This is a genomic window from Thalassococcus sp. (assembly GCF_982780845.1).
Genome location: NZ_CEYADA010000002.1, coordinates 33,253 through 53,564, shown reverse-complemented (window position 1 = coordinate 53,564; position 20,312 = coordinate 33,253). Strand labels below are relative to the sequence as shown.

Here is a 20,312-nt window from a genome sequence, read left to right as displayed (position 1 = left end):
ACACTCCTTACTTTCCAAGACAGAAACTTGAGAAGATTTCGTCCAACAGGTCTTCAACGCCAACTTTACCAACAAGACTTTCAAGTCCACGTACGGCGGTTCGAATCTCTTCAGCAGCGATATCATAAATTTCGGAGCCTTCCGAAATCAATCTTTCTGCAGTTTCTAGATGTTTAACACCCTGGACAAGTGCGACGCGATGGCGTTCTCGGGTGGCAAGGCCAGCACCAGCAACTTTCTGCTGCAAAGCATGGGTTATCGATTGAATAACCTTGTCCAGCCCCTCACCCGATTTAGCCGAGATAGCGTCTTCTTTTCCTGTCAAATCCGCCTTTGTTTCGAAAACCAGATCCTCTGCTTCAATGAAGTCCGGAACAGCTTCATCACCAGATTTCAGAAATACACGAAGGTCTGCAGCCGAAGCCCTATCCTTTGCTCGCGCGATACCAAGTGCTTCAATTGTATCCTCGGTCTCTCGTAAACCAGCTGTATCCAACAAGGTTACGGGAATTCCGGAGAGGTCCATTCGCACCTCGATCACATCGCGCGTCGTTCCCGCAATTTCAGACGTGATGGCTGCGTCGCGACCAGCCAACGCATTGAGTAATGTGGATTTACCCACATTCGGAGCGCCAATAATCGCAACCTCAAAACCGGATCGAATTCGTTCTGCACTTTGAAAGCCAGTCAGCTCTTTATTTAAAGCGTCGATTACCATTTTCAGAAGCTCGGAAACTTCTACTGAAACGTCCTCTGGTACTTCTTCATCAGCGAAGTCGATAACCGCTTCTAGCAAAGAAGCCGCCCGGATCAGCGATTGCCGCCACGATAGAACGCGTTCACCAAACGCGCCATCGAACATCCGTAAGGCCTGTTTTCTTTGCAGATCTGTTTCGGCCTCGATCAGATCAGAAAGAGCTTCGACCTGAACAAGATCAAGGCGCCCACTCTCCATTGCGCGGCGGGTAAACTCACCAGGTTCAGCCAATCTACAGTCACTAAACCCGCCCAACTCTTTTAAAATAGAGTTTACGACTGCAATACTTCCGTGGGTCTGAAGCTCGACCGTTTTTTCACCAGTGAAGCTTTCTTTGTCCTCAAAAGTAAGAACCAAAGCTTCATCAAGATAGGTTCCATCAGACGCTGTAAGACGTCGTAGACCAGCTTTACGCGGCTTGGGCAGGCTACCGGCAAGCGCGGTGCCTACATCCCATGACTGAGGACCTGAAATACGGATTACAGCAACGCCAGCGCGCCCCTGCGCGGTAGCAAGGGCAAAGATCGTATCCATCCGCTAGCGCCCCTGATTTAGGTGTTCATAGAATCGAAGAATTCAGAGTTCGTTTTAGTCTGTTTCAGCTTCGATTGCAGGAATTCGATCGCGTCTGTCGTGCCCATCGGGTTCAGAATGCGGCGCAGGACGAATGTTTTCTGGAGATCTGCTTTATCGACCAACAGATCTTCCTTACGCGTACCAGACTTGAGAATATCCATCGCCGGGAAGACCCGCTTATCCGCAACCTTGCGATCCAGAACGATTTCAGAGTTACCCGTACCTTTGAATTCTTCAAAGATCACTTCGTCCATACGGCTGCCTGTGTCGATCAGCGCTGTTGCGATGATGGTCAGAGAGCCACCCTCTTCGATGTTACGTGCGGCACCGAAGAAGCGCTTGGGACGCTGCAGGGCGTTCGCGTCAACACCACCAGTCAGAACCTTACCAGAAGAAGGTACGACGGTGTTAAAGGCGCGGCCAAGGCGTGTAATCGAGTCGAGCAGGATCACGACGTCGCGCTTATGTTCAACAAGGCGCTTGGCCTTTTCGATGACCATTTCGCTGACCGCCACGTGACGTGTCGCAGGTTCGTCGAAGGTCGAGGAAATAACCTCACCCTTCACAGATCGCTGCATGTCGGTAACTTCTTCCGGACGTTCGTCGATCAGAAGAACGATCAGATAGCATTCCGGATGGTTCTTTTCGATGCTTGACGCGATGTTCTGCAGCAGAACCGTTTTACCAGTCCGCGGCGGCGCAACGATCAAAGAACGCTGACCTTTACCGATCGGTGCGACGAGGTCGATAATACGCGCGGATTTGTCTTTGATGGTCGGATCTTCGATTTCCATCTTCAGACGTTCGTCCGGATAAAGCGGCGTAAGGTTATCGAATGCGATCTTGTGACGTGCTTTTTCAGGATCTTCGAAGTTGATCTGCGATACGTCCATCAAAGCAAAGTAACGTTCTTCACCCTCAGGTGCTTTGATCTGACCTTCGATTGTGTCGCCTGTTCTCAGCGAAAATTTACGGATCATGTCAGGCGATACATAAATATCGTCAGGGCCCGGCAGGTAGTTTGCTTCCGGAGAACGCAAGAAACCAAAACCGTCCTGAAGAACTTCAAGAACGCCATCACCATAAATGTCCCAGCCTTCATCTGCGCGTTCACGCAGAATTTGGAACATCATTTCGCCTTTACGCATGGTCGAGGCGTTTTCGATCTCAAGCTCTTCAGCAAGCGCCAAAAGGTTCTTGGGGCTTTGAGCCTTAAGATCGGACAGGTTCAGTTTTTCGAGATTCATCGCACACTCTCTGCACCTGATAGATGCAGTTCAAAGCAGTTATGTTGGAAAACACGTTCCTCAGGACTGAGGCGTTGGAACACAGGTAAGAAAATTACCGTGTGAAGTCAATCGTCGAGGTCAGGCAGGTAATCTTTATAAAATAAAGAAAATATTTAAGAGATGATTTTGTTTGTTGGGGATTTGTTAAGCTTGGGATTAATGAGTTTCTGGCCGTTTTTCCACACTTAGAACAGATTGTGGAAAACTTGGTGTACCAAAATTCTTGTATACTAGATTAACCAAGAAAAAATGTTATTTAACAATATTTTATTGTGATTTCGGATTTCATTGTTTCTTGTACATATCTTGGTAGAGATACAAAAAATTTTAGCTTACGCACATCGGTAAAGTTATCCCGTCCCCAAACTGATAATCTTACTGAACGTCGGGAAAAACATGGAAGTTGTCCACGGCTTGCATGATCGTGTTAATTTTCCCATGAACGATCCAACCACATTTACCCGCGGTTATTCGACGAGTTTTCCACATGAAAAATCCGCTCATCCTCGCTTCAGGATCAAAAATCCGCACCGAACTGCTGTCGTCGGCTGGAATCACCCACTCTGTACAGGTCGCACGGATTGATGAAGATTCGGTTCGCGGTGCCTTGGAAGCCGAGCAGGCTAAACCCCGTGACGTGGCTGATACGCTGGCCGAATTGAAGGCGCGCAAAATCTCGCAGAAGAATCCTGGCGCGTATGTTCTGGGGTGTGACCAGATTTTGCAAATCGATGATCGCATCCTGTCCAAACCGGAAACCATCGAACAGGCGAAGGAACATCTGACTTTACTAAGCGGGAAAAAGCACATGCTGCTATCAGCCGCGGTTCTTTACCAAGATGGCGAGCCGAAATGGCGCCATATCGGGATGGTGCGCCTTTATATGCGCGATCTGTCAGATGGGTTCATCGATGACTATCTCGGGCGGAACTGGCCTTCAGTCGCAGACTCTGTCGGTGCGTACAAATTGGAAGAGGAAGGCGTTCGATTGTTCACGCGGATTGAAGGTGATCATTTCAATGTGCTTGGTCTTCCGCTTATAGAGTTTATCAATCATCTGACGTTGATCGGAGAACTGGCATCATGACCGCAAATCGTATCCCGTTGGCGGGTGTTATCGGGTCACCTATTGCGCATTCGAAATCGCCTCAGCTTCATGGCTATTGGCTTCGGAAATACGGTTTGCCTGGCTATTACATCCCGATGGATATTGCAGCTGACAAACTGGAAAGTGCCTTGAAAACGCTGCCTGAGCTGGGGTTTGTGGGCGTTAACGTGACCATCCCTTATAAGGAAAAGGTGCTTGAGATTGCTGATCTGATTACAGATCGGGCTGCTGTGATCGGGGCTGCCAACACATTGATTTTCCGCAGTGATGGTAAGATTCACGCCGATAATACAGATGGTTACGGATTTATCGCCAACCTGCGTCAGAAAGCTCCGACTTGGGAACCAAAGGCTGGGCCGGCTGTCGTTCTTGGGGCGGGCGGCGCGGCGCGTGCGATTGTGGCGTCATTGATCGAGGCTGGCTGCCCAGAGATTTTGATCACCAACAGAACGCGGGCACGGGCCGATAAGCTGCGCGAAGATTTCGGCAAACGCCTGAGCGTTATCGAATGGGTGCAGGCAGGGAATGTGATGGAGGATGCCGCGACTGTTGTGAACACGACGTCGCTTGGCATGGTCGGGAAGCCTGAATTGCGCGTGCCGCTTGACGGGTTGCGACCGACAACTTTGGTTACAGACATCGTTTACACACCGCTGGAAACCAAGCTTCTGAAAACTGCGCGTGAAATCGGCTGCCCGACTGTCGACGGCTTGGGCATGTTGCTGCATCAGGCGGTTCCGGGGTTTGAACGATGGTTCAACAAGCGCCCGGAAGTGGATGATGCACTGCGTGCGGCCGTTTTGCGATGACACTTAAAATCGGCCTGACCGGATCTATCGGCATGGGTAAGTCGACAACGTCCAAGATTTTCAAAGATCTTGGATGCGACGTATGGGATGCTGATGCAGCCGTTCACCGCCTCTACGAACAAGGCGGCGCGGCGGTAGCCCCAATTCAGAACCTGTGGCCACAAGCAATCTCTGACGGCGCTGTTTCCAGAGACCGGTTGAAAGATATCATTTCTACGGAAAGTGATGCCTTGTCCAAACTGGAAAAGATCGTGCACCCGTTGGTCAGACAGGATCGGGCGGAATTCGCAGCGCATTCGAAAGCGGACTGCATCGTTTTTGACATCCCCCTGTTGTTCGAAACGAACTCAGAGGGTGAATTTGACGCCGTTGTTTGCGTTGACGTGAATCCAACCCTTCAACGAGAACGCGTTTTGGCGCGGGGCACGATGACAGAAGCGCAGTTTGAACAAATCCTGTCCAAGCAGATGCCGAACGATGAAAAAGTCCGGAGATCTGATTTCAGGGTTCGGACAGATACCCTTGAAATGGCGGAAAACGACGTCAAAACTGTGCTTGAAACCCTGAAAAGTGGCTCTGACAATGCGTGAAATCGTTCTGGATACCGAAACCACAGGCTTTGATCCCGAGTCCGGCGATCGGATCGTAGAAATCGGTGCTGTCGAGCTGTGGAACCATGTAGCCACGGGCAACACTTATCACCAGTACATCAACCCAGAACGGTCGATGCCGCAGGAAGCGTTTGAAGTTCACGGGCTGGGCGACGATTTTCTGCGCGATAAACCTGTCTTCGCCCAAATTGCGGATGCATTTCTGGAATTCGTTGGGGATTCCAAAATGATCATCCACAACGCCAGCTTCGATATGAAATTCCTGAACGCCGAACTGAAATGGCTGAACAAACGCCAGCTGCCTTGGGAACAGGCGCTGGATACGCTGGCCATCGCGCGTAAACGTTTCCCGGGGTCGCCTGCGTCGCTTGATGCCCTGTGTCGTCGTTTTAACATCGACAACTCATCGCGGACATTGCACGGCGCTTTGCTCGACTCTGAAATTCTGGCTGAGGTGTATCTTGAGCTGATCGGCGGCAAGCAGCCCGATTTTGCGCTTTCCGTTTCAAAGGAAAAGACGGCTGGTGCGTCAGTGGACACCGATTGGCGTCCGACCCGCCGCCCAAAACCCTTGCCTTCGCGGATCACAGAAAACGAAAAGGCGGCACATGCCGCCTTTGTCGAAAAGCTCGGGGATAACGCCCTTTGGAATAAGGGCTGATATCTTAGGCTGTGCCTTGGGGTTCGGCCTGAGATGCCGCTGCGCGACGCTGAAGTTCCGCACGGTAAAGTGCTAGGAAATCAATCGTTTCAAGGTTCAGCGGCGGGAAGCCACCGTCACGTGTGACGTCGGCAACGATGCGGCGCACAAACGGGAACAGCATACGCGGGCATTCGATCAGAAGGAACGGATGGATCTGTTCCTCGGGTACGTTTTCAACGACGAAGACGCCTGCATATTCGATCTCAAGCAGGAACAGCTGATCGCCGGTTTCCTTGGCTTTGCTGTCGATCTTCAGCTTCATGACGACTTCGTACTGGTTTTCCGGCGCGCGTTTGCGTGCATCCAGATTTACCTGAACCTGAACGTCCGGCTGCGTGTCACCCTGAGCACCCTTTTGTGCGAGGATGTTTTCAAACGACATGTCCCGAATGAATTGGGCCAGTACGTTCATTTTAACCTGAGGTGCTGCTTCCGGTGCACCGTTCGTATTCGCATCACCCATGCGATAAACTCCCTTAAATGGCTTTTGTTACCGCTTATCAGTGACGCGCGGTATCCTCAATGCTTAGTCCAGCCCGAACCCGGATGGGTGGGTTTGGGTGTTTTTGAAATATCTTCGTAGTCGCCTTCGATGATTTCCCCCTGCCCGCGACCCGCGTTTGTGCGCGGATCACGTTGTTTGTGGCTGCTGTGCGAATAGCTGGTAGACTGACCCATAGAAAATTGGGTCACTTTGATGTTCTTGCGCGCCCAGCGCAAAACCGCGATGCGCACCGGCGGCGCCAGAAGTGCGAAACCAACCGCGTCGGTGAAAAAGCCGGGGGTTAGCAGCAGCGCACCGGCGATCAAGATCATCGCACCGTGCGCCAAAGGTTCGGTCGGGTCGCGAAGTTCAGAGAATGACGACTGCAGATTTCGTAGCGCTTGGGACCCCTGTGATCTAACCAGCCACGTGCCCAAAATCGCTGTAATCACCACGATCGCCAGTGTCGGGAAAAGGCCAATTAGGCCGCCAACCTGAATGAAAAGGGCAATCTCGATGATTGGAATGGCCAGAAATGCCAAAAAGAGCCACATTAATCTGATCTCCTAAGTCGTCGCGTACGGTGGACAGCTACGCGTGCACTCCCTACATAAGGTTTCAACACGTCCATTCAAAGAACCCAGCATGAGGTCTTGATGAATTTGCCTATTTTACAGCTGCTCGTACTTGCAGCTATCGCTGTGTTCCTGATCATTCGCCTGAAGAATGTTCTGGGGACACGTGACGGCTTTGAAAAGCCCCCTGCCCCTCTTGATGCGGCTCCCCGCAAAGACCGACGCAATTTCGAAGTCATCGATGGCGGTCCGGATCGGGATATCACCGATCACGTTGAAGAAGGCAGCGAAAGCGCCAAAGCGTTGGAGCAGATGAAGCGGGTCGAGCCCGCCTTTTCGGTCTCCGAATTCTTGGGCGGCGCCCGTGGTGCCTACGAAATGATCCTGATGGGTTTCGAAAATGGCCAAATTGAAGATTTGCGCCCCTATCTGGATGCGGATGTATTTGAAAGCTTCGAGGAGGTGATCAAGTCCCGTGAAGAACAGGGCCTGACAATCGAGGCAGAGTTCATCGGCGTGCGCGAAACCAAGCTGACCGAAGCGACGTTCGACGCTTCAACCGGTCTGGCGGAACTGACTGTTCGATTCTTTGGCGAACTGACCTTTGCAGTGCGCAACGCCGAAGGCGAGATCGTTGAAGGCGGCCCGTCCGAGGTTAAACGTCAGCGTGATGTCTGGACGTTCGCACGCAACATGGGCAGCGACGATCCGAACTGGCAGCTTGTCGCAACGGGCGAATGATCCAAAGGATCGCTGCGGTCATATTAGCGGGGCTCGCTTTGGTAGGGACACAAGCTAGTGCTCAGGGGGACGATGGCGAAGACATCGTCTACTCGATCCTGTCGTTCGATGATCTCGACGGCTGGGATCAGGATGACCATAGCGCCGCTCTTGAGGTGTTTTTGAACACGTGCAGCGATTTTGACGACCCTGACTGGCGAAATCTGTGTGCGGCGGCGAAAGATCAGAACCCCGCATCGGCGAAAGAGTTCTTTGAACTGTTTTTCCGCCCTGTGATGATCACGATCCCGGATCAAGAGCCACTATTCACCGGCTATTTCGAACCGGAGCTGACAGGCGCGCCCACACGCGGCGGGCGATATCAGTATCCGATTTACAAAATGCCCCCGGAAGCGCGCCGAAACCAACCGTGGTATTCGCGCAGGGATATTTTGACATCTGGCGTTATGGACGGCCGCGGGCTTGAGATTGCCTGGGTTGATGATCCGGTCGAGCTGTTCTTTTTGCAAGTCCAGGGGTCAGGTCGTGTGCGCTTTCCCGACGGGCGCACGATCCGCGTCGGTTACGGCGGCGCCAATGGTCATGAATACCGGTCCATCGGGGTCGAACTGATCCGGCGTGGTACGTACAAATCGCATCAGGTGTCTGCCGACGTCATCAAAAACTGGGTGCGGCGCAATCCTGCGGACGGGACCGAGCTTTTGTACCATAACCCGTCTTACGTGTTCTTCCGCGAAGTAAGCGAAGTGCCCGCCGACAAAGGCCCTCTGGGTGCTATGAACCGGTCTATCACCACGCTGCGCTCAATCGCGGTCGACAAACGGTACACACCGCTTGGGGCCCCTGTCTGGGTCGAAAAGGATGGTGAGTCCCCGATGCGCAGGCTCATGATCGCGCAGGACACTGGTTCGGCCATCAAGGGTGCTCAGCGCGCTGATATTTTCATGGGTACAGGTGACAAAGCGGGAAAAGCGGCGGGTAAGCTGAAGGATCCGGGCCGGATGGTGGTGTTTCTACCAATCCAGCGGGCCTACGCGATGTTGCCGGATGTTTCCCAGTGAAACGTCGCAAGCTGGATCAGGAAGACGCCGATCTATGGTCGAGGGTCGCCAAAACGACCGAAAAGCTTGATAGGCGGGATTACTTTGCGCCGATATCCGGCGAAGAGGCTCCTGCCAAGAAGCCTGCACCCAAACTAAAGCCGACACCCTTCAAAAGTTTCCGACTTGGGCAGTCGGCGACGCGGCTTCCCGAGGCTATCAAAGCGCCGGAAACCACTCATAAAAGATTGGCAAAGGATCCGGTGTCGATGGACGCCAAGGCCTTTGGCAAAATGAAGCGCGGCAAGTTGGTACCCGAGGGGCGGATCGACCTTCATGGTATGACGCTTGATCAGGCGCATCCCGCGCTCAACCGTTTTGTCATGACATCCTTCTCACGGGGTCTTCGGTTGGTTCTGGTGATCACCGGTAAAGGCAGCCGCGAAGATCCGTATGATCCGATGCCACGCCGACGGGGCGTTCTGAAAACGCAGGTTCCGCTCTGGCTAACGCTACCACCTTTGGCACAGGTCGTGCTGCAGGTGACTCCCGCGCATATCCGCCACGGGGGCGAAGGTGCCTACTACGTGTATCTAAAGCGCCAACGCTAAACAGGTTTGTGCCTTAGGCGATTGGGAAACATGCGTCTGCCCGCATACAGTGTCATTTCCGGGCGTTTTGTGGCACAAGTTCATCGAACACCTTTAATTTTTTAGATTCGACCTGTGCATTTTCAGAAAATCACATAGGTAGTCAGTTACCGACTACGGACGCCATTATGACTTTCAAAGCCCTCATTGCGCTTATATTTTTCCTTCCTGTTTTAGCGAATGCGCAGGATGCTGATCGTGGGCGCGCAGCGTTTGCTGATTGTGCGGCATGTCATATGGTCAAAGCACCGGATGGTCGCGCCTTGTTTCAGGGAGCCAAGGTCGGGCCCAACCTGTACGGGATTGCCGGTCGCACCGCAGGCAGCAGCAAAGGTTTCAATTATAGCTCTTCTTTGCGTCAGGCAGGCCAACAAGGGCTGGTGTGGACGCCCGAAACGCTTGAGGCCTACCTGAAGAATCCTACGACGTTCCTGAAGAAGTGGCTTAAGGACGATACTGCGCGCGCACGGATGGCATACCGTCAAAGCCATAGCGCCAGAGACATCTACGCGTTTCTGAAATCCGCGAAGTAGCGAAGACCCGAAAATTTCCCTTAAATTAAAGACTTAACCGTTGGTTAGAGTCTCGCCTAATAATCTGGTCCTGGGTGAGTAACGGGAGTGGATGCAATGGCATCTGGAAATGAATCTGCGCCGATTATTATCAAGCGCAAAAAGGTGGTCGCGGGTGATGGCCACCACGGCGGCGCGTGGAAAGTGGCCTACGCGGATTTCGTGACCGCGATGATGGCCTTTTTCATGCTGATGTGGCTGTTGAATGCGACGACCGAAAAGCAGCGGAAAGGTTTGGCTGACTACTTCAGCCCGAATATTTCGATCAGCCGGGTTTCTGGCGGCGGTGAAAAGGACCTTAGGGGGGACTCGGTATTTGCCGAAGATACCCTGCCGCAGAACGGCACCGGAGCAACCGATCAAAAGCAGTCGAAATTCCAATCCGAATTGATCGAAGATCAAAGACTTCACCTGTCCGGTGCAGGTCCTAAAACGCAAGAAGAGCTGGATAAAATCCTGCGCGCAACGCTTGTCGAAAGCTTGGATGGCAACAGTTTGATGCCTCACGTTTCGGCGCGATTCACCGATGAGGGCTACGCAATCAGGCTGAATGATCTTCCCACGGCCGAACTATTCGACGGAACGACCCCGAGCGATCTTCTTGTAAAACTGTCCGGTGCTTTGACTGAGTTTGCTGAACTGACAAACCAGCAGATCGCATTGAAGGCAGGTGTGGCCAGTTTTCCGGTTGTGTTGGACAAAGATCCCACATGGTCCGTCTCTCAGGCACGCGCGGAGGCATTTTATACCCAACTTCTGGACGCCGGACTTAACGAGGCGCGCATCGCGCGGATGACCGCGCTGGGCGATCGATATCCGGTTCAGGAAAACCCGATGAACATCCGCAACAACCGGTTGGAGTTTGTCCTTTTGAAATAGGGTTATCGCCACAGAAAAGGAAAGATTTTTCCTATTAGGCTACCGTTAAGACAGCGTGCGTAAGGGTAAGAGGAACAGTCGGAAACAGCAGAAAGGCGTTCCATGACCATCTCCTCCTCCCTGAACGCAGGTGTCGCGGGCCTGACGGCGAATGCCAGTAAATTGTCGTCGATTTCCGACAACATCGCGAACTCTGCAACCTATGGATACAAGCGGGTGGAAACAGATTTTCACTCGATGGTTATGACGAATTCTGGCGGAACGTATACCGCTGGTGGTGTGCGTGCGACGTCCCAGCGCGTTGTCGATCAAAGTGGCTCGCTTGTCAGTACGTCTAATGCGACCGACATGGCAGTCCGCGGGCGCGGGTTTCTTCCCGTAGCAGAGGCATCTGATATCGAAGCTGGAAATGGCGCACCACAGATGCAGCTTATTACAACAGGGTCCTTCCGGACGGATGCAAACGGGTATCTGGTAACGGAAACAGGCTTGGTTCTTCTTGGCTGGCCGGCAAGCACCGATGGCACTGTTCCAGTCTTTCCCCGTGACACAAGTGATGGTCTCGAGCCAGTCCAAATCAATGTGAACCAGTTTTCCGGTGAACCAACGACACGAGTGTCTTTGGGCCTGAATCTACCTGCGACAGAGACGTATTCAACGGCTTCAGGCGATCCGCTGAACTTGTCGGTTGAATATTACGATAACCTCGGTGTTTCCGAGACGATCGATATCAACTTCACTCCAGTCCTGCTCGCATCCGGTGCTTCAAACACTTGGCGTATGGAAATCACTGATAGTGCAACAGGCGGAACGTTGATCGGCGAATACGAACTGGTGTTCGATGACTCCCGATCAAGCGGTGGTACACTGTTGTCAGTCAACACCTTGTCCGGCGGCGCGTATGATCCTTCGTCCGGCTCTTTCGTGGCCAACGTTGCTAGTGGCCCGATCGAAGTCTCAATCGGCAACATTGGTGAAAATGATGGGATCACCCAGCTTTCCGACAGTTTCGCACCGCTGAATATCTCAAAAGACGGCTCGCCAGTGGGCAACATGACTTCTGTGGAAATTGACGAAAATGGCTTTGTTCATGCCTATTTCGATACCGGTATCACACGCACAATCTACCAGGTTCCTTTGGTCGATCTGCCCAATCCCAACGGGCTGATCGCGCTGGATAACCAAGTTTATATCCCGTCGCCGGAAAGCGGCAGCTACTTCCTATGGAACGCGGCGGATGGCCCGACGGGCGACATCGTTTCATATGCGCGGGAAGAGTCCACAACTGATGTTGCAAGCGAGCTCACCAACCTGATCCAGACCCAGCGGGCGTATTCGTCGAACGCCAAAGTTATTCAGACGGTGGATGAGATGCTTCAGGAAACCACGAATATCAAACGCTGATCTGAAGGGGGCCTGATATGACCATTTCATCAGCCATGTCCAATGCGCTGGGCGGCATGACCTATAATGTCCGCACGGCAGAGGTCATTGCGTCTAACGTCGCGAACGCAAGCAATGACGCCTACAGCAAACGGGAGTTTGACAACGGATTGGTCAAACGGATCACCAATCCCGTTCTGCTATCTGACCGCAGGCTTTCCGACGCCGAAGTGGGGTTGGCATCCGGTGGTCTAAAGGGCGCCCAGAAAATCGAACAGGTCTTCGGCACGATTGAGGATGCTGGTTCGATCAGCAGCTCGTTGGCCGCCTTTGATACCGCGCTTGTCCTGGCCGCAAGTGATCCATCCTCAACTTTGCGTCTCGAGGCTGTTGTCGACGCGGCGAACGAACTGACAGCTGCTTTTAATGCGAAAGAGACTGAGCTGCAGGATATCCGACGTCAGGCGGATTCAACAATTGCTTCTCAGGTAGAGCACCTCAACGCCAAGTTGGAAGAGGTGGCAAATCTGAACCACAGCATCTCGGTGGCCAAACATGGCGATGTCGAAGTGTCCGGCCTTATGGATCAAAGGCAAAAGGCCCTGGATGAGATTGCTGAACTCGTTCCGATCCGGACGGTTGCCCGTGATCGTGGCGAACTCACTGTCTACACCGAGGGTGGCGCCATTCTGGTGGGTGATAAGGCCGCTACAGTAGGTTTCGACGAAACGCCGACAATCGCAGCCCACATGACCCAAGCGAATGGCATGCTTGGGGGCCTAACGTTGAACGGAAGAAACGTGTCTTTCACGGACAGCGGCCCCTTTTCAGGTGGCGCAATCGCTGCGCAGTTCCTTCTCAGGGATGAGACCGTTCCGGAATATCAGCAATCACTGGATGCCGCCGCTCAAGAGCTTGCTCTGAGGTTTGAAAGTGGCGGTCCAGATGGCACCATCGCAGCCGGTGCACCGGGCCTTTTCACGGATATGGGCAATGTAACCGCCCCCCCTTCAACCGGACTTGCGGGTAGATTGCAGCTGAATTCGGCCGTCACAGCAGAAGATGCGTGGCGCATCAGGGATGGCATCTATGCGCCTGCAAACGGTGAGGTAGGCGACCCCACGGTCCTGAATTCAATGCTTTCATCGCTCAACGGAACAAGCGGCCCACAAAGTGTTTCGGGGTCTTTGTCCGACATGGTGCTCGATCTTGAAAATCGTGCGGTATCGGCTCGGGTCCGCTTTGAAACACAGCAATCCGCAGTCACCGACAGAAATATTTCCCTTCGCGAAATCGAACTTTCTGAAGGGGTGGATACGGATCAAGAGCTTCAGAACTTGATGCTGGTGGAACGGGCTTACGCGGCCAACGCTCAGGTGCTCCAGACCTTGGACGACCTGATTACGCGCCTTCTCGAAATGTGAGGAACGGACAATGATTTCTATTGGTGACTTATCCCAGACTTTGGTCATGAAACGCTGGCAGGCGCAGTTGAAGTCCGACGTTCTGACAAGCGGTGCCGAGGTCACAACCGGAATTGCAGAGGATACTGGAAAGCACCTCAAAGGCGATCTGACGTCCCTTGGTCGGATTTCCGCAGATCTTTCAAATCGGGAGAGCCGCAGTATCGCGCTGAGTGAACTCGGTATTCGCGCGACTTCTGCCCAGCAAAGCCTGACTTCAATCAATTCGGCGTGGTCCGAACTGAAATCAAGCCTTCAGCACGTTGAATTTGCGCAGGCGACTGTGGACAGAAACGCTTTATCGGAAAGCGCACGAGCTGCCTTTGGTCTTACCATTTCCAACCTGAACACGCAGGTTGCGGGCCGTTCGCTTTTCTCGGGTGTTGCAACCGACCGGCAGCCTTTGGCGGGCGAAAATGACATGCTCAATGAGATTTCACAGGTGTTGCAGGGCGCAACGACCGCTGATGAAGTCGAAATGCGTCTGGATGATTGGTTCAGCGACACAGGCGGGTTTGCTGCTTTGGGCTATTTAGGGTCCCAAACGGATGTCCCGCCACTGGATTTGGGAAATGGGCAGCGCATCGGGTTATCTGTTCGCGCCGACGACAATGTGTTCCGCGATGGTTTGAAGGCGATGGCTATGTCGGTCTTCGCGACCGACAGTTCTCTGAACCTCGCGCCCTCGGAGCAGATCAAACTTCTTTCGCGGACGGCTGACGCGCTGAACGGCGCGGAATCCGACCTGATCAATTCCATGGCAAAGATGGGGAACGTCGAAAGCCGCATTGATCGCATGCAGCAGGTTCAAGAAGCTGAGGTTCAAAATCTGGAAGCCGCCAAATTGGCGTTGACCAAAATCGATAAATACGAAGCGGCGACCAAACTCGAACAGGCCCAAACCCAGCTCGAGGCGCTTTATACAATCGTGTCGCGCAGGTCTCAGCTTTCGTTTCTAGAGGTTATGCGCTGATGTTCCGCGTCGTATTACTCATCGCCTTTTGTGTGGTGTCGTCGCTTGCTCATGCCCAATCTGTTCGTATCAAGGACCTGGTCGAGTTTGAGGGCTTTCGCGGGAATGATCTGGTTGGTTACGGCCTGGTTGTTGGCTTGAATGGCACAGGTGATGGCCTGCGCAATGCGCCCTACACCGAAGAAATCATGACAACCCTACTTGAGCGGCTTGGCGTAAACGTAAATGGCGAACAGTTTCGGCCCAAGAACGTAGCAGCAGTTTTCGTAACCGCAGAATTGCCCCCGTTTGCCAGAAACGGATCAAAAATCGATGTGACTGTATCAGCCATTGGAGATGCCAAAAGCCTGCTTGGCGGCACGTTGATCATGACTCCTTTGAACGCAGCGGATGGTGAAATCTATGCTGTCGCACAGGGAACTGTGATCGCAGGGGGTGTGTCCAATGAAGGGCAGGGCGCACGGGTTGTTCAAGGCGTCCCGACGTCTGGGTCAATTCCGTCCGGCGCGCGGGTCGAGCGAGAAGTGCAGTATAACTTCGCAGCCCTGAAATCCCTGCGTTTGGCATTGCGTGAACCGGATTTCACAACCGCGGTTCGCATCGAGACACAAATCAACAAGCATCTCGGACGACCGGCCGCTGTGATGCTGGATGCTGGAACTGTTGATGTCGATGTTGCTGCTGCAGGCAGCAACTCTCCTGCGCATTTGTTGGTGAATATCGAGTCTCTTGCGATCGCTCCGGAGCGTCGGGCAAAGGTTGTGGTCGACCAAAGATCAGGAACAATCGTAATTGGCGAATCCGTTCGTATCTCAAGGGTCGCGGTGTCACAGGGTGGGCTAACCCTGCGTATTCAGGAAGCACCCGTGGTTAGCCAGCCCAACCCGTTCTCAGACGGCGAGACGGTCGAACTTCCAAGAACGAACGCGCAGATTGATCAGGCCGAAGGAACAGGTTTGGCCGAAGTGTCCGGTGGAACGACTCTGTCGCAAATTGTTGAAGGCCTGAATGCCTTGGGCGTCGCACCCCACGACATGATTGATGTTCTGAAAACGATACATGCTGCCGGCGCTCTCCACGCCGAACTTGTTGTTATGTAACCAAAAGCTGCGGGAAAAACTATGTTTGGTTTGATCGGAATTGTAACCATTTTTGCCATGGTGTTCGGGGGCTACCTTTTGGCCGGCGGCAAGATGGGGATCATCATGAAATCGCTGCCGTTCGAGATGATGATGATCGGCGGCGCTGCAATTGGCGCTTTTTTGATTGCGAACGACAAACACGTTCTGAAGCACACCGGCAAGGACATCAAAAAGGTCTTCAAAGGGCCTAAGTGGGTGCCAGAAGACTATCGTGATCTGCTGTGTTTGCTCTCCGAACTTCTAAAAGTTGCCCGACAGAGCCCTATCGAGCTGGAAGCTCATATAGAAGAGCCTGATACCTCTTCGATTTTCGGAAAATATCCAAAAATCCAGGGAGACACAGAGGCCGTATCGCTGATCTGCGACACGCTTCGATCCGGTTCCATGAACTACGATGACCCCCATCAGGTTGAAGAAATCCTCGAGAAACGATTGGAGGCCAAGCTCCACTCAGATCTACACTCAAGCCACGCATTGCAAACGGTCGCAGATGGCCTGCCTGCTCTGGGGATTGTGGCCGCCGTTCTTGGCGTGATCAAAACCATGGGTTCGATCGACCAGCCGCCGGAAGTCCTCGGTAAACTAATCGGCGGCGCTCTGGTTGGGACATTTCTTGGTGTTTTCTTGGCGTATGGGTTGGTGGCCCCCTTCGCGTCGCGAGTCCGGGCTGTCGTTGAGGAAGATAGCCATTTCTACAAGCTAATCAGAGAAGTGCTCGTTGCCAATCTTTTCAACCACCCAACCAATATGTGCATTGAAGTGGGGCGCCAGAACGCGCCATCTGCGATCAGGCCGTCATTCGGTGATTTGGCAGAGGCATTGAAGCAGACCAAGCAGGATGCAGCATGAAATTTTTTCTTGCCGTATTCCTCCTGATTTTCGCACATTCGGTTGCGGCTGAGGGCATCGTGGTCAAATCTGGATCACACGACGGGTTTGTCCGCTTGGTGATGGAAATGCCGAATGGAGAAAAACCTGTAATAAATCATAAAACGCGTAGATTGGTAGAGGTGAGGTTTCCAAAAGAAACCCTTTTCAATGTTGATCACGTTTTCGACTATATAAGTAACGAAAGACTAGATTCTATCTCTCAAGATAAGGGCGCGATTAATCTACGCCTTAATTGTGATTGTGAGCTGTCCACTCATATATTTAATAGATCTCATTTTGTAATAGACATCCAAGACGGCACGCATGATTTTTCGGTTTCAAGTTCTGGAAATTTCCTAAAGACCAAAAATTTTTGGAAATTTGATACAAGCAAACTCCCCGAAATAAATATTTTTAATGATTCAGAAGAACGCCCTGAATCGAAAGCCACGCCATCTTCGACATCTACTACTACCCAACATGTTTGCCCAAGTAATAGCATTGTAGAGAACATTATAAATCTTCCAATTGAATTCTCCTATGGAGATCTTCTGGTCTCTAGAACCAATTTATCGGAAAAAGTCGGCAACGAACTATCCGACCAGGATGTAACTGAATTCATAACGAAGTACCTTGCTTTGGGATTGTTCGCAGAGGCTGAGTCTCTGATGATCTCTTTGAATCTGGAAGAAAAGCGCGAAGCGCGCGCAGTTCTGAATGTGTCGGATGATCCAAACAGCTCTGGCTACAACTTCTCCAATTACGAAAAGTGCCACGAAGCCTATGTTTTCTGGTCCATCTTCTCAGATCCACCCAGCCAAACCTCTGCTGACTACAAGGCTGCGTTGCGAATGATGGACAGTTTTCCAGAAGTCACACGGCACTGGATTGAACCGCATTTCAAAGAAAGGTTGCTGCATCTTGGAGAGGTTGGTTTGGTCGACGAATTTTGGCCCGAAGAAGAAATTTCCCAGCTGGATATGGATGTAAAATTTGCTACCCTAGGTAGCATCAATGAGAAATCTTTGGTAGAAGTGCCAATATCTCTTTTGGATCAGTTGACTGTTGTAGCTCAGAATATGAATGAGCTCGAAGAGCTGACGAAGATTAAGTTATCCAAACGCTTATCCGAGAACGACCTTCTATCGTCGATCAAGATCGTAGATGAAGTTGAACTCAGCTACGATACAAAGCTGTCCATGTTTAAATCGATCGTAAGTTACGCCGTCGAGTATGGTAGTGAAGAAGATATATTATTGCTATCTTCGGCGGCTTTCTGGCAAAAAATTAACGAAGAAGACCAGGGCCAAGATGAATTCACTCGCCTTAGGGAGGCAATTGACGCCATTGGACTTCCGGAATTTGATCCAAAATTCTCGATACCGAAATCTTATCCGGCAATGAGTGAAACATTAACGGATTCAAAACAATCGAGCTCACCATCAACAACGAAAGCTCCTTTAGGTACAGATTATTCTAAATTTTTAGAGGTGGTTAACGAAGTTGATGATCTTCTGGATGCCGTAGTGGTTTCAAAGGGACGTATCGCTCCCTTGGATAATAAGCTGCGGGAACAGACGGCATTAACCCAATGACAACAAACATATCAAAGTTCTTGCTGCCAGGAGCACTCCTGGCCGTGATCATCATCATGGTGATGCCCCTTCCGTCATGGGTGCTGGATATCGGGCTGTCGCTGTCGTTCGCCCTGGCGATTTTGATATTTGCGGTCACTCTTTTCATTGAGCGACCATTGGATTTTTCGATTTTTCCAACCGTACTTCTTGCGACTTTGATGCTCCGGCTGTCGCTGAATGTCAGTTCAACAAAACTGATTATCGGGCAGGGCCATGAGGGCATCAGCGCCGCCGGCAAGGTCATCGAAGGGTTCGCCCTCTTTGTGATGGGCGGCAGCATATTTCTGGGGTTGGTTGTCTTTCTTGTTCTGCTGATTGTGAACTTTGTTGTTATCACAAAGGGCGCGACGCGGATGGCCGAGGTCGGGGCGCGTTTTGCTTTGGATGGCATGCCGGGCAAGCAGTTGGCCATCGACAGCGATATGGCGGCCGGAGCCATCGATCACGAAACCGCAAAAGCGCGGCGTGAAACGGAACTTCAGGAAACAACTTTCTACGGGTCTCTGGACGGTGCCTCGAAGTTTGTGAAAGGCGACGCCATTGCGGGCCTTTTGATCACGATGCTCAACCTCGTCATGGGGCTTATCATGGGGGTCGGTGTTCATGGAATGGAGTTCGGCGCTGCGGCCGAAACCTATGCCATTCTGACGGTCGGTGACAGTTTGGTGTCGCAAATTCCCGCAGTTATCGTGTCAATTGCTTCTGCACTTTTGCTTGCGCGCGGCGGGGCAAAGGGCACGACAGACAGCGGTATCGTCGAGCAGCTTGGGCGCTACCCTGATGCACTTGTGCTTGTTTCCGTATTCATGGCGGTCCTCGCTTTTTTCCCGGGAATGCCGTTTCTGCCCTTCCTTTTTGGCAGCGGGGTTGTCGGCGTTTTTGCCTGGCTCAGAAAGGCAGCAATCTGGAAAGAGTCCGAGCAAAGTTTGGACGTAGAAGAGCCGTCGTCCGAAACGCCAACCAAACCTTTGGGTGACATTCTGGATCTGGACGAAATACATATCGAGTTTGCGCCGGATCTGGTGCCAATGGCGTTGAATGCTGACACGGGCATGGATTCACGGATCACCAACCTCAGGCGTCACATCGCCACTGATTTCGGGTTCATTTTGCCCGAGATCAGGTTGACTGACGGTTTGGACTTAGCGCCGGGCACCTATGTCATTTATATTCAAGGCGTAGAGGTCGCCCGCGGAATGCTGCACGCGGATCTGGTTCTGGCCTTGTTGCCCGAAAATCAGGCCTCTCTGCCGGATGGCCAGGATGTCAAAGAACCTGTCTATGGCGCGCCAGCCCGCTGGATCAGTCGCGAAAAACAAGATGTGGCGGCCCTTGCCGGTGCGACGATCGTTGTGCCGACCGAAGTTCTGACGACCCACTTGATGGAGACGATCAAAGCGAACTTTTCGCGGTTGTTTACGCTCAAATCGTTGCGTCGCATCCTTGATGAAATGGTGCAGGTGTCCAATCCGTTGCGCGCCGAGGCGAATAAAAGACTGCTCGATGAAATGATCCCCGAAAAGGTTCAAATTGATAATCTTCTGCCGGTTCTCAAGCTCTTGCTGGACGAGCAGGTCTCCATTCGAAATCTTCCACTGATACTTGAGGCTTTGGCTGAAATTAGCCAGTCACGCAGATCGATCGATGACCAGTGCGAACACGTGCGACAACGGTTGGGCTTTCAGATTGTGTCGGGTCTGAAGCGCCCGGATGGAACTATTCCTTTGATCCAGCTTGCTCCGGAATGGGACGATCTGTTCCGCGCTCATCAGGTGTCGATGGATGACGCGTCTTTCAATGTTGCGTTGCCAAAGAAGGAATTTGATGCCCTGACGCGTAATGCCGCGTCTATTGTATCTGACAATCAGACGAACGGTATTTCCGCGGCATTTGTGACAAATGGAAAGCGCCGGCGGTTTATTCGGACAGTGTTGTCGTCCAAGGGCATCAACAATCCGGTCCTCTCGTTTGATGAGCTGGGCGTCGCCAATAAGCCATACCTGGTCGGCACGGTCGCAACCTGATGTTTGTGGCCGAGCTTCTTCTTGCA

Annotated in this window: 20 protein-coding genes; 16 read left to right on the top strand and 4 right to left on the bottom strand. The window is 52.3% G+C overall.

Going from position 1 to position 20,312, the window contains the following annotated elements; genetic code table 11:
• Positions 1 to 7 precede the first annotated feature (7 nt).
• Positions 8 to 1,291, bottom strand: a complete 1,284-nt coding sequence (mnmE, locus tag AC4FIA_RS02505) for a tRNA uridine-5-carboxymethylaminomethyl(34) synthesis GTPase MnmE (RefSeq protein WP_490364586.1) — start codon at positions 1,289 to 1,291, stop codon at positions 8 to 10.
• A gap of 17 nt (positions 1,292 to 1,308) precedes the next feature.
• Positions 1,309 to 2,580 carry a transcription termination factor Rho gene (rho, locus tag AC4FIA_RS02500; RefSeq protein WP_103910774.1) on the bottom strand — a complete coding sequence of 424 codons (1,272 nt, stop codon included), beginning with the start codon at positions 2,578 to 2,580 and terminating at the stop codon, positions 1,309 to 1,311.
• Positions 2,581 to 3,109: 529 nt separating this feature from the next.
• On the opposite strand from rho, the gene AC4FIA_RS02495 reads away from it, so the two are divergent.
• From AC4FIA_RS02495 to dnaQ, 4 genes are read left to right on the top strand one after another with little or no spacing between them, the layout of a single operon-like run.
• Positions 3,110 to 3,709 carry a Maf family protein gene (locus AC4FIA_RS02495; RefSeq protein ID WP_490364585.1) on the top strand — a complete coding sequence of 200 codons (600 nt, stop codon included), beginning with the start codon at positions 3,110 to 3,112 and terminating at the stop codon, positions 3,707 to 3,709.
• Positions 3,706 to 4,539 carry a shikimate dehydrogenase gene (locus AC4FIA_RS02490; protein WP_490364584.1) on the top strand — a complete coding sequence of 278 codons (834 nt, stop codon included), beginning with the start codon at positions 3,706 to 3,708 and terminating at the stop codon, positions 4,537 to 4,539. Before AC4FIA_RS02495 ends, AC4FIA_RS02490 begins: the two co-directional genes overlap by 4 nt.
• Positions 4,536 to 5,129: a dephospho-CoA kinase gene (gene coaE, locus AC4FIA_RS02485; protein ID WP_490364583.1), complete on the top strand. Its 594-nt coding sequence runs from the start codon at positions 4,536 to 4,538 to the stop codon at positions 5,127 to 5,129. Before AC4FIA_RS02490 ends, coaE begins: the two co-directional genes overlap by 4 nt.
• Entirely contained in the window at positions 5,122 to 5,811 is a 690-nt protein-coding gene (dnaQ, locus tag AC4FIA_RS02480) for a DNA polymerase III subunit epsilon (protein WP_490364582.1), read from the top strand. Before coaE ends, dnaQ begins: the two co-directional genes overlap by 8 nt.
• A 4-nt stretch (positions 5,812 to 5,815) precedes the next feature.
• On the opposite strand, the gene secB is transcribed toward dnaQ, so the two are convergent.
• The gene (gene secB, locus AC4FIA_RS02475; protein ID WP_287473908.1) at positions 5,816 to 6,316 is read right to left on the bottom strand and encodes a protein-export chaperone SecB; all 501 of its coding nucleotides are present in this window, start codon (positions 6,314 to 6,316) and stop codon (positions 5,816 to 5,818) included.
• A gap of 56 nt (positions 6,317 to 6,372) precedes the next feature.
• Positions 6,373 to 6,891, bottom strand: coding sequence for an FxsA family protein (locus AC4FIA_RS02470; RefSeq protein WP_490364581.1), 519 nt, complete (start codon positions 6,889 to 6,891; stop codon positions 6,373 to 6,375).
• A gap of 102 nt (positions 6,892 to 6,993) precedes the next feature.
• On the opposite strand from AC4FIA_RS02470, the gene AC4FIA_RS02465 reads away from it, so the two are divergent.
• The 12 genes from AC4FIA_RS02465 to flhA all read left to right on the top strand — a co-directional run bounded on the left by AC4FIA_RS02465 (position 6,994) and on the right by flhA (position 20,286).
• Entirely contained in the window at positions 6,994 to 7,653 is a 660-nt protein-coding gene (locus AC4FIA_RS02465; RefSeq protein ID WP_490364580.1) for a Tim44/TimA family putative adaptor protein, read from the top strand.
• Positions 7,650 to 8,714 carry a murein transglycosylase A gene (mltA, locus tag AC4FIA_RS02460; RefSeq protein ID WP_490364579.1) on the top strand — a complete coding sequence of 355 codons (1,065 nt, stop codon included), beginning with the start codon at positions 7,650 to 7,652 and terminating at the stop codon, positions 8,712 to 8,714. Before AC4FIA_RS02465 ends, mltA begins: the two co-directional genes overlap by 4 nt.
• On the top strand, positions 8,711 to 9,304 hold the full coding sequence (locus tag AC4FIA_RS02455) for a Smr/MutS family protein (RefSeq protein ID WP_490364578.1): 594 nt from the start codon (positions 8,711 to 8,713) through the stop codon (positions 9,302 to 9,304). Before mltA ends, AC4FIA_RS02455 begins: the two co-directional genes overlap by 4 nt.
• Positions 9,305 to 9,471: 167 nt before the next feature.
• Positions 9,472 to 9,876: a c-type cytochrome gene (locus tag AC4FIA_RS02450; protein WP_490364577.1), complete on the top strand. Its 405-nt coding sequence runs from the start codon at positions 9,472 to 9,474 to the stop codon at positions 9,874 to 9,876.
• Between the two features lie 96 nt (positions 9,877 to 9,972).
• Entirely contained in the window at positions 9,973 to 10,794 is an 822-nt protein-coding gene (locus AC4FIA_RS02445; protein ID WP_490364576.1) for a flagellar motor protein MotB, read from the top strand.
• Between the two features lie 102 nt (positions 10,795 to 10,896).
• Positions 10,897 to 12,198: a flagellar hook protein FlgE gene (locus AC4FIA_RS02440; RefSeq protein ID WP_490364575.1), complete on the top strand. Its 1,302-nt coding sequence runs from the start codon at positions 10,897 to 10,899 to the stop codon at positions 12,196 to 12,198.
• Between the two features lie 17 nt (positions 12,199 to 12,215).
• Positions 12,216 to 13,601, top strand: a complete 1,386-nt coding sequence (gene flgK / locus AC4FIA_RS02435) for a flagellar hook-associated protein FlgK (RefSeq protein ID WP_490364574.1) — start codon at positions 12,216 to 12,218, stop codon at positions 13,599 to 13,601.
• A gap of 10 nt (positions 13,602 to 13,611) precedes the next feature.
• The gene (locus AC4FIA_RS02430; protein ID WP_490364573.1) at positions 13,612 to 14,613 is read left to right on the top strand and encodes a flagellin; all 1,002 of its coding nucleotides are present in this window, start codon (positions 13,612 to 13,614) and stop codon (positions 14,611 to 14,613) included.
• Positions 14,613 to 15,713, top strand: a complete 1,101-nt coding sequence (locus tag AC4FIA_RS02425; protein ID WP_490364572.1) for a flagellar basal body P-ring protein FlgI — start codon at positions 14,613 to 14,615, stop codon at positions 15,711 to 15,713. Before AC4FIA_RS02430 ends, AC4FIA_RS02425 begins: the two co-directional genes overlap by 1 nt.
• 21 nt (positions 15,714 to 15,734) lie before the next feature.
• A complete protein-coding gene (motA, locus tag AC4FIA_RS02420) occupies positions 15,735 to 16,604 on the top strand; it encodes a flagellar motor stator protein MotA (protein ID WP_490364571.1) in 870 nt (289 codons plus the stop codon).
• Entirely contained in the window at positions 16,601 to 18,220 is a 1,620-nt protein-coding gene (locus AC4FIA_RS02415) for a hypothetical protein (RefSeq protein WP_490364570.1), read from the top strand. Before motA ends, AC4FIA_RS02415 begins: the two co-directional genes overlap by 4 nt.
• Positions 18,217 to 20,286, top strand: coding sequence for a flagellar biosynthesis protein FlhA (flhA, locus tag AC4FIA_RS02410; RefSeq protein WP_490364569.1), 2,070 nt, complete (start codon positions 18,217 to 18,219; stop codon positions 20,284 to 20,286). The genes AC4FIA_RS02415 and flhA overlap by 4 nt, the downstream gene beginning before the upstream one ends.
• Positions 20,287 to 20,312 lie beyond the last annotated feature (26 nt).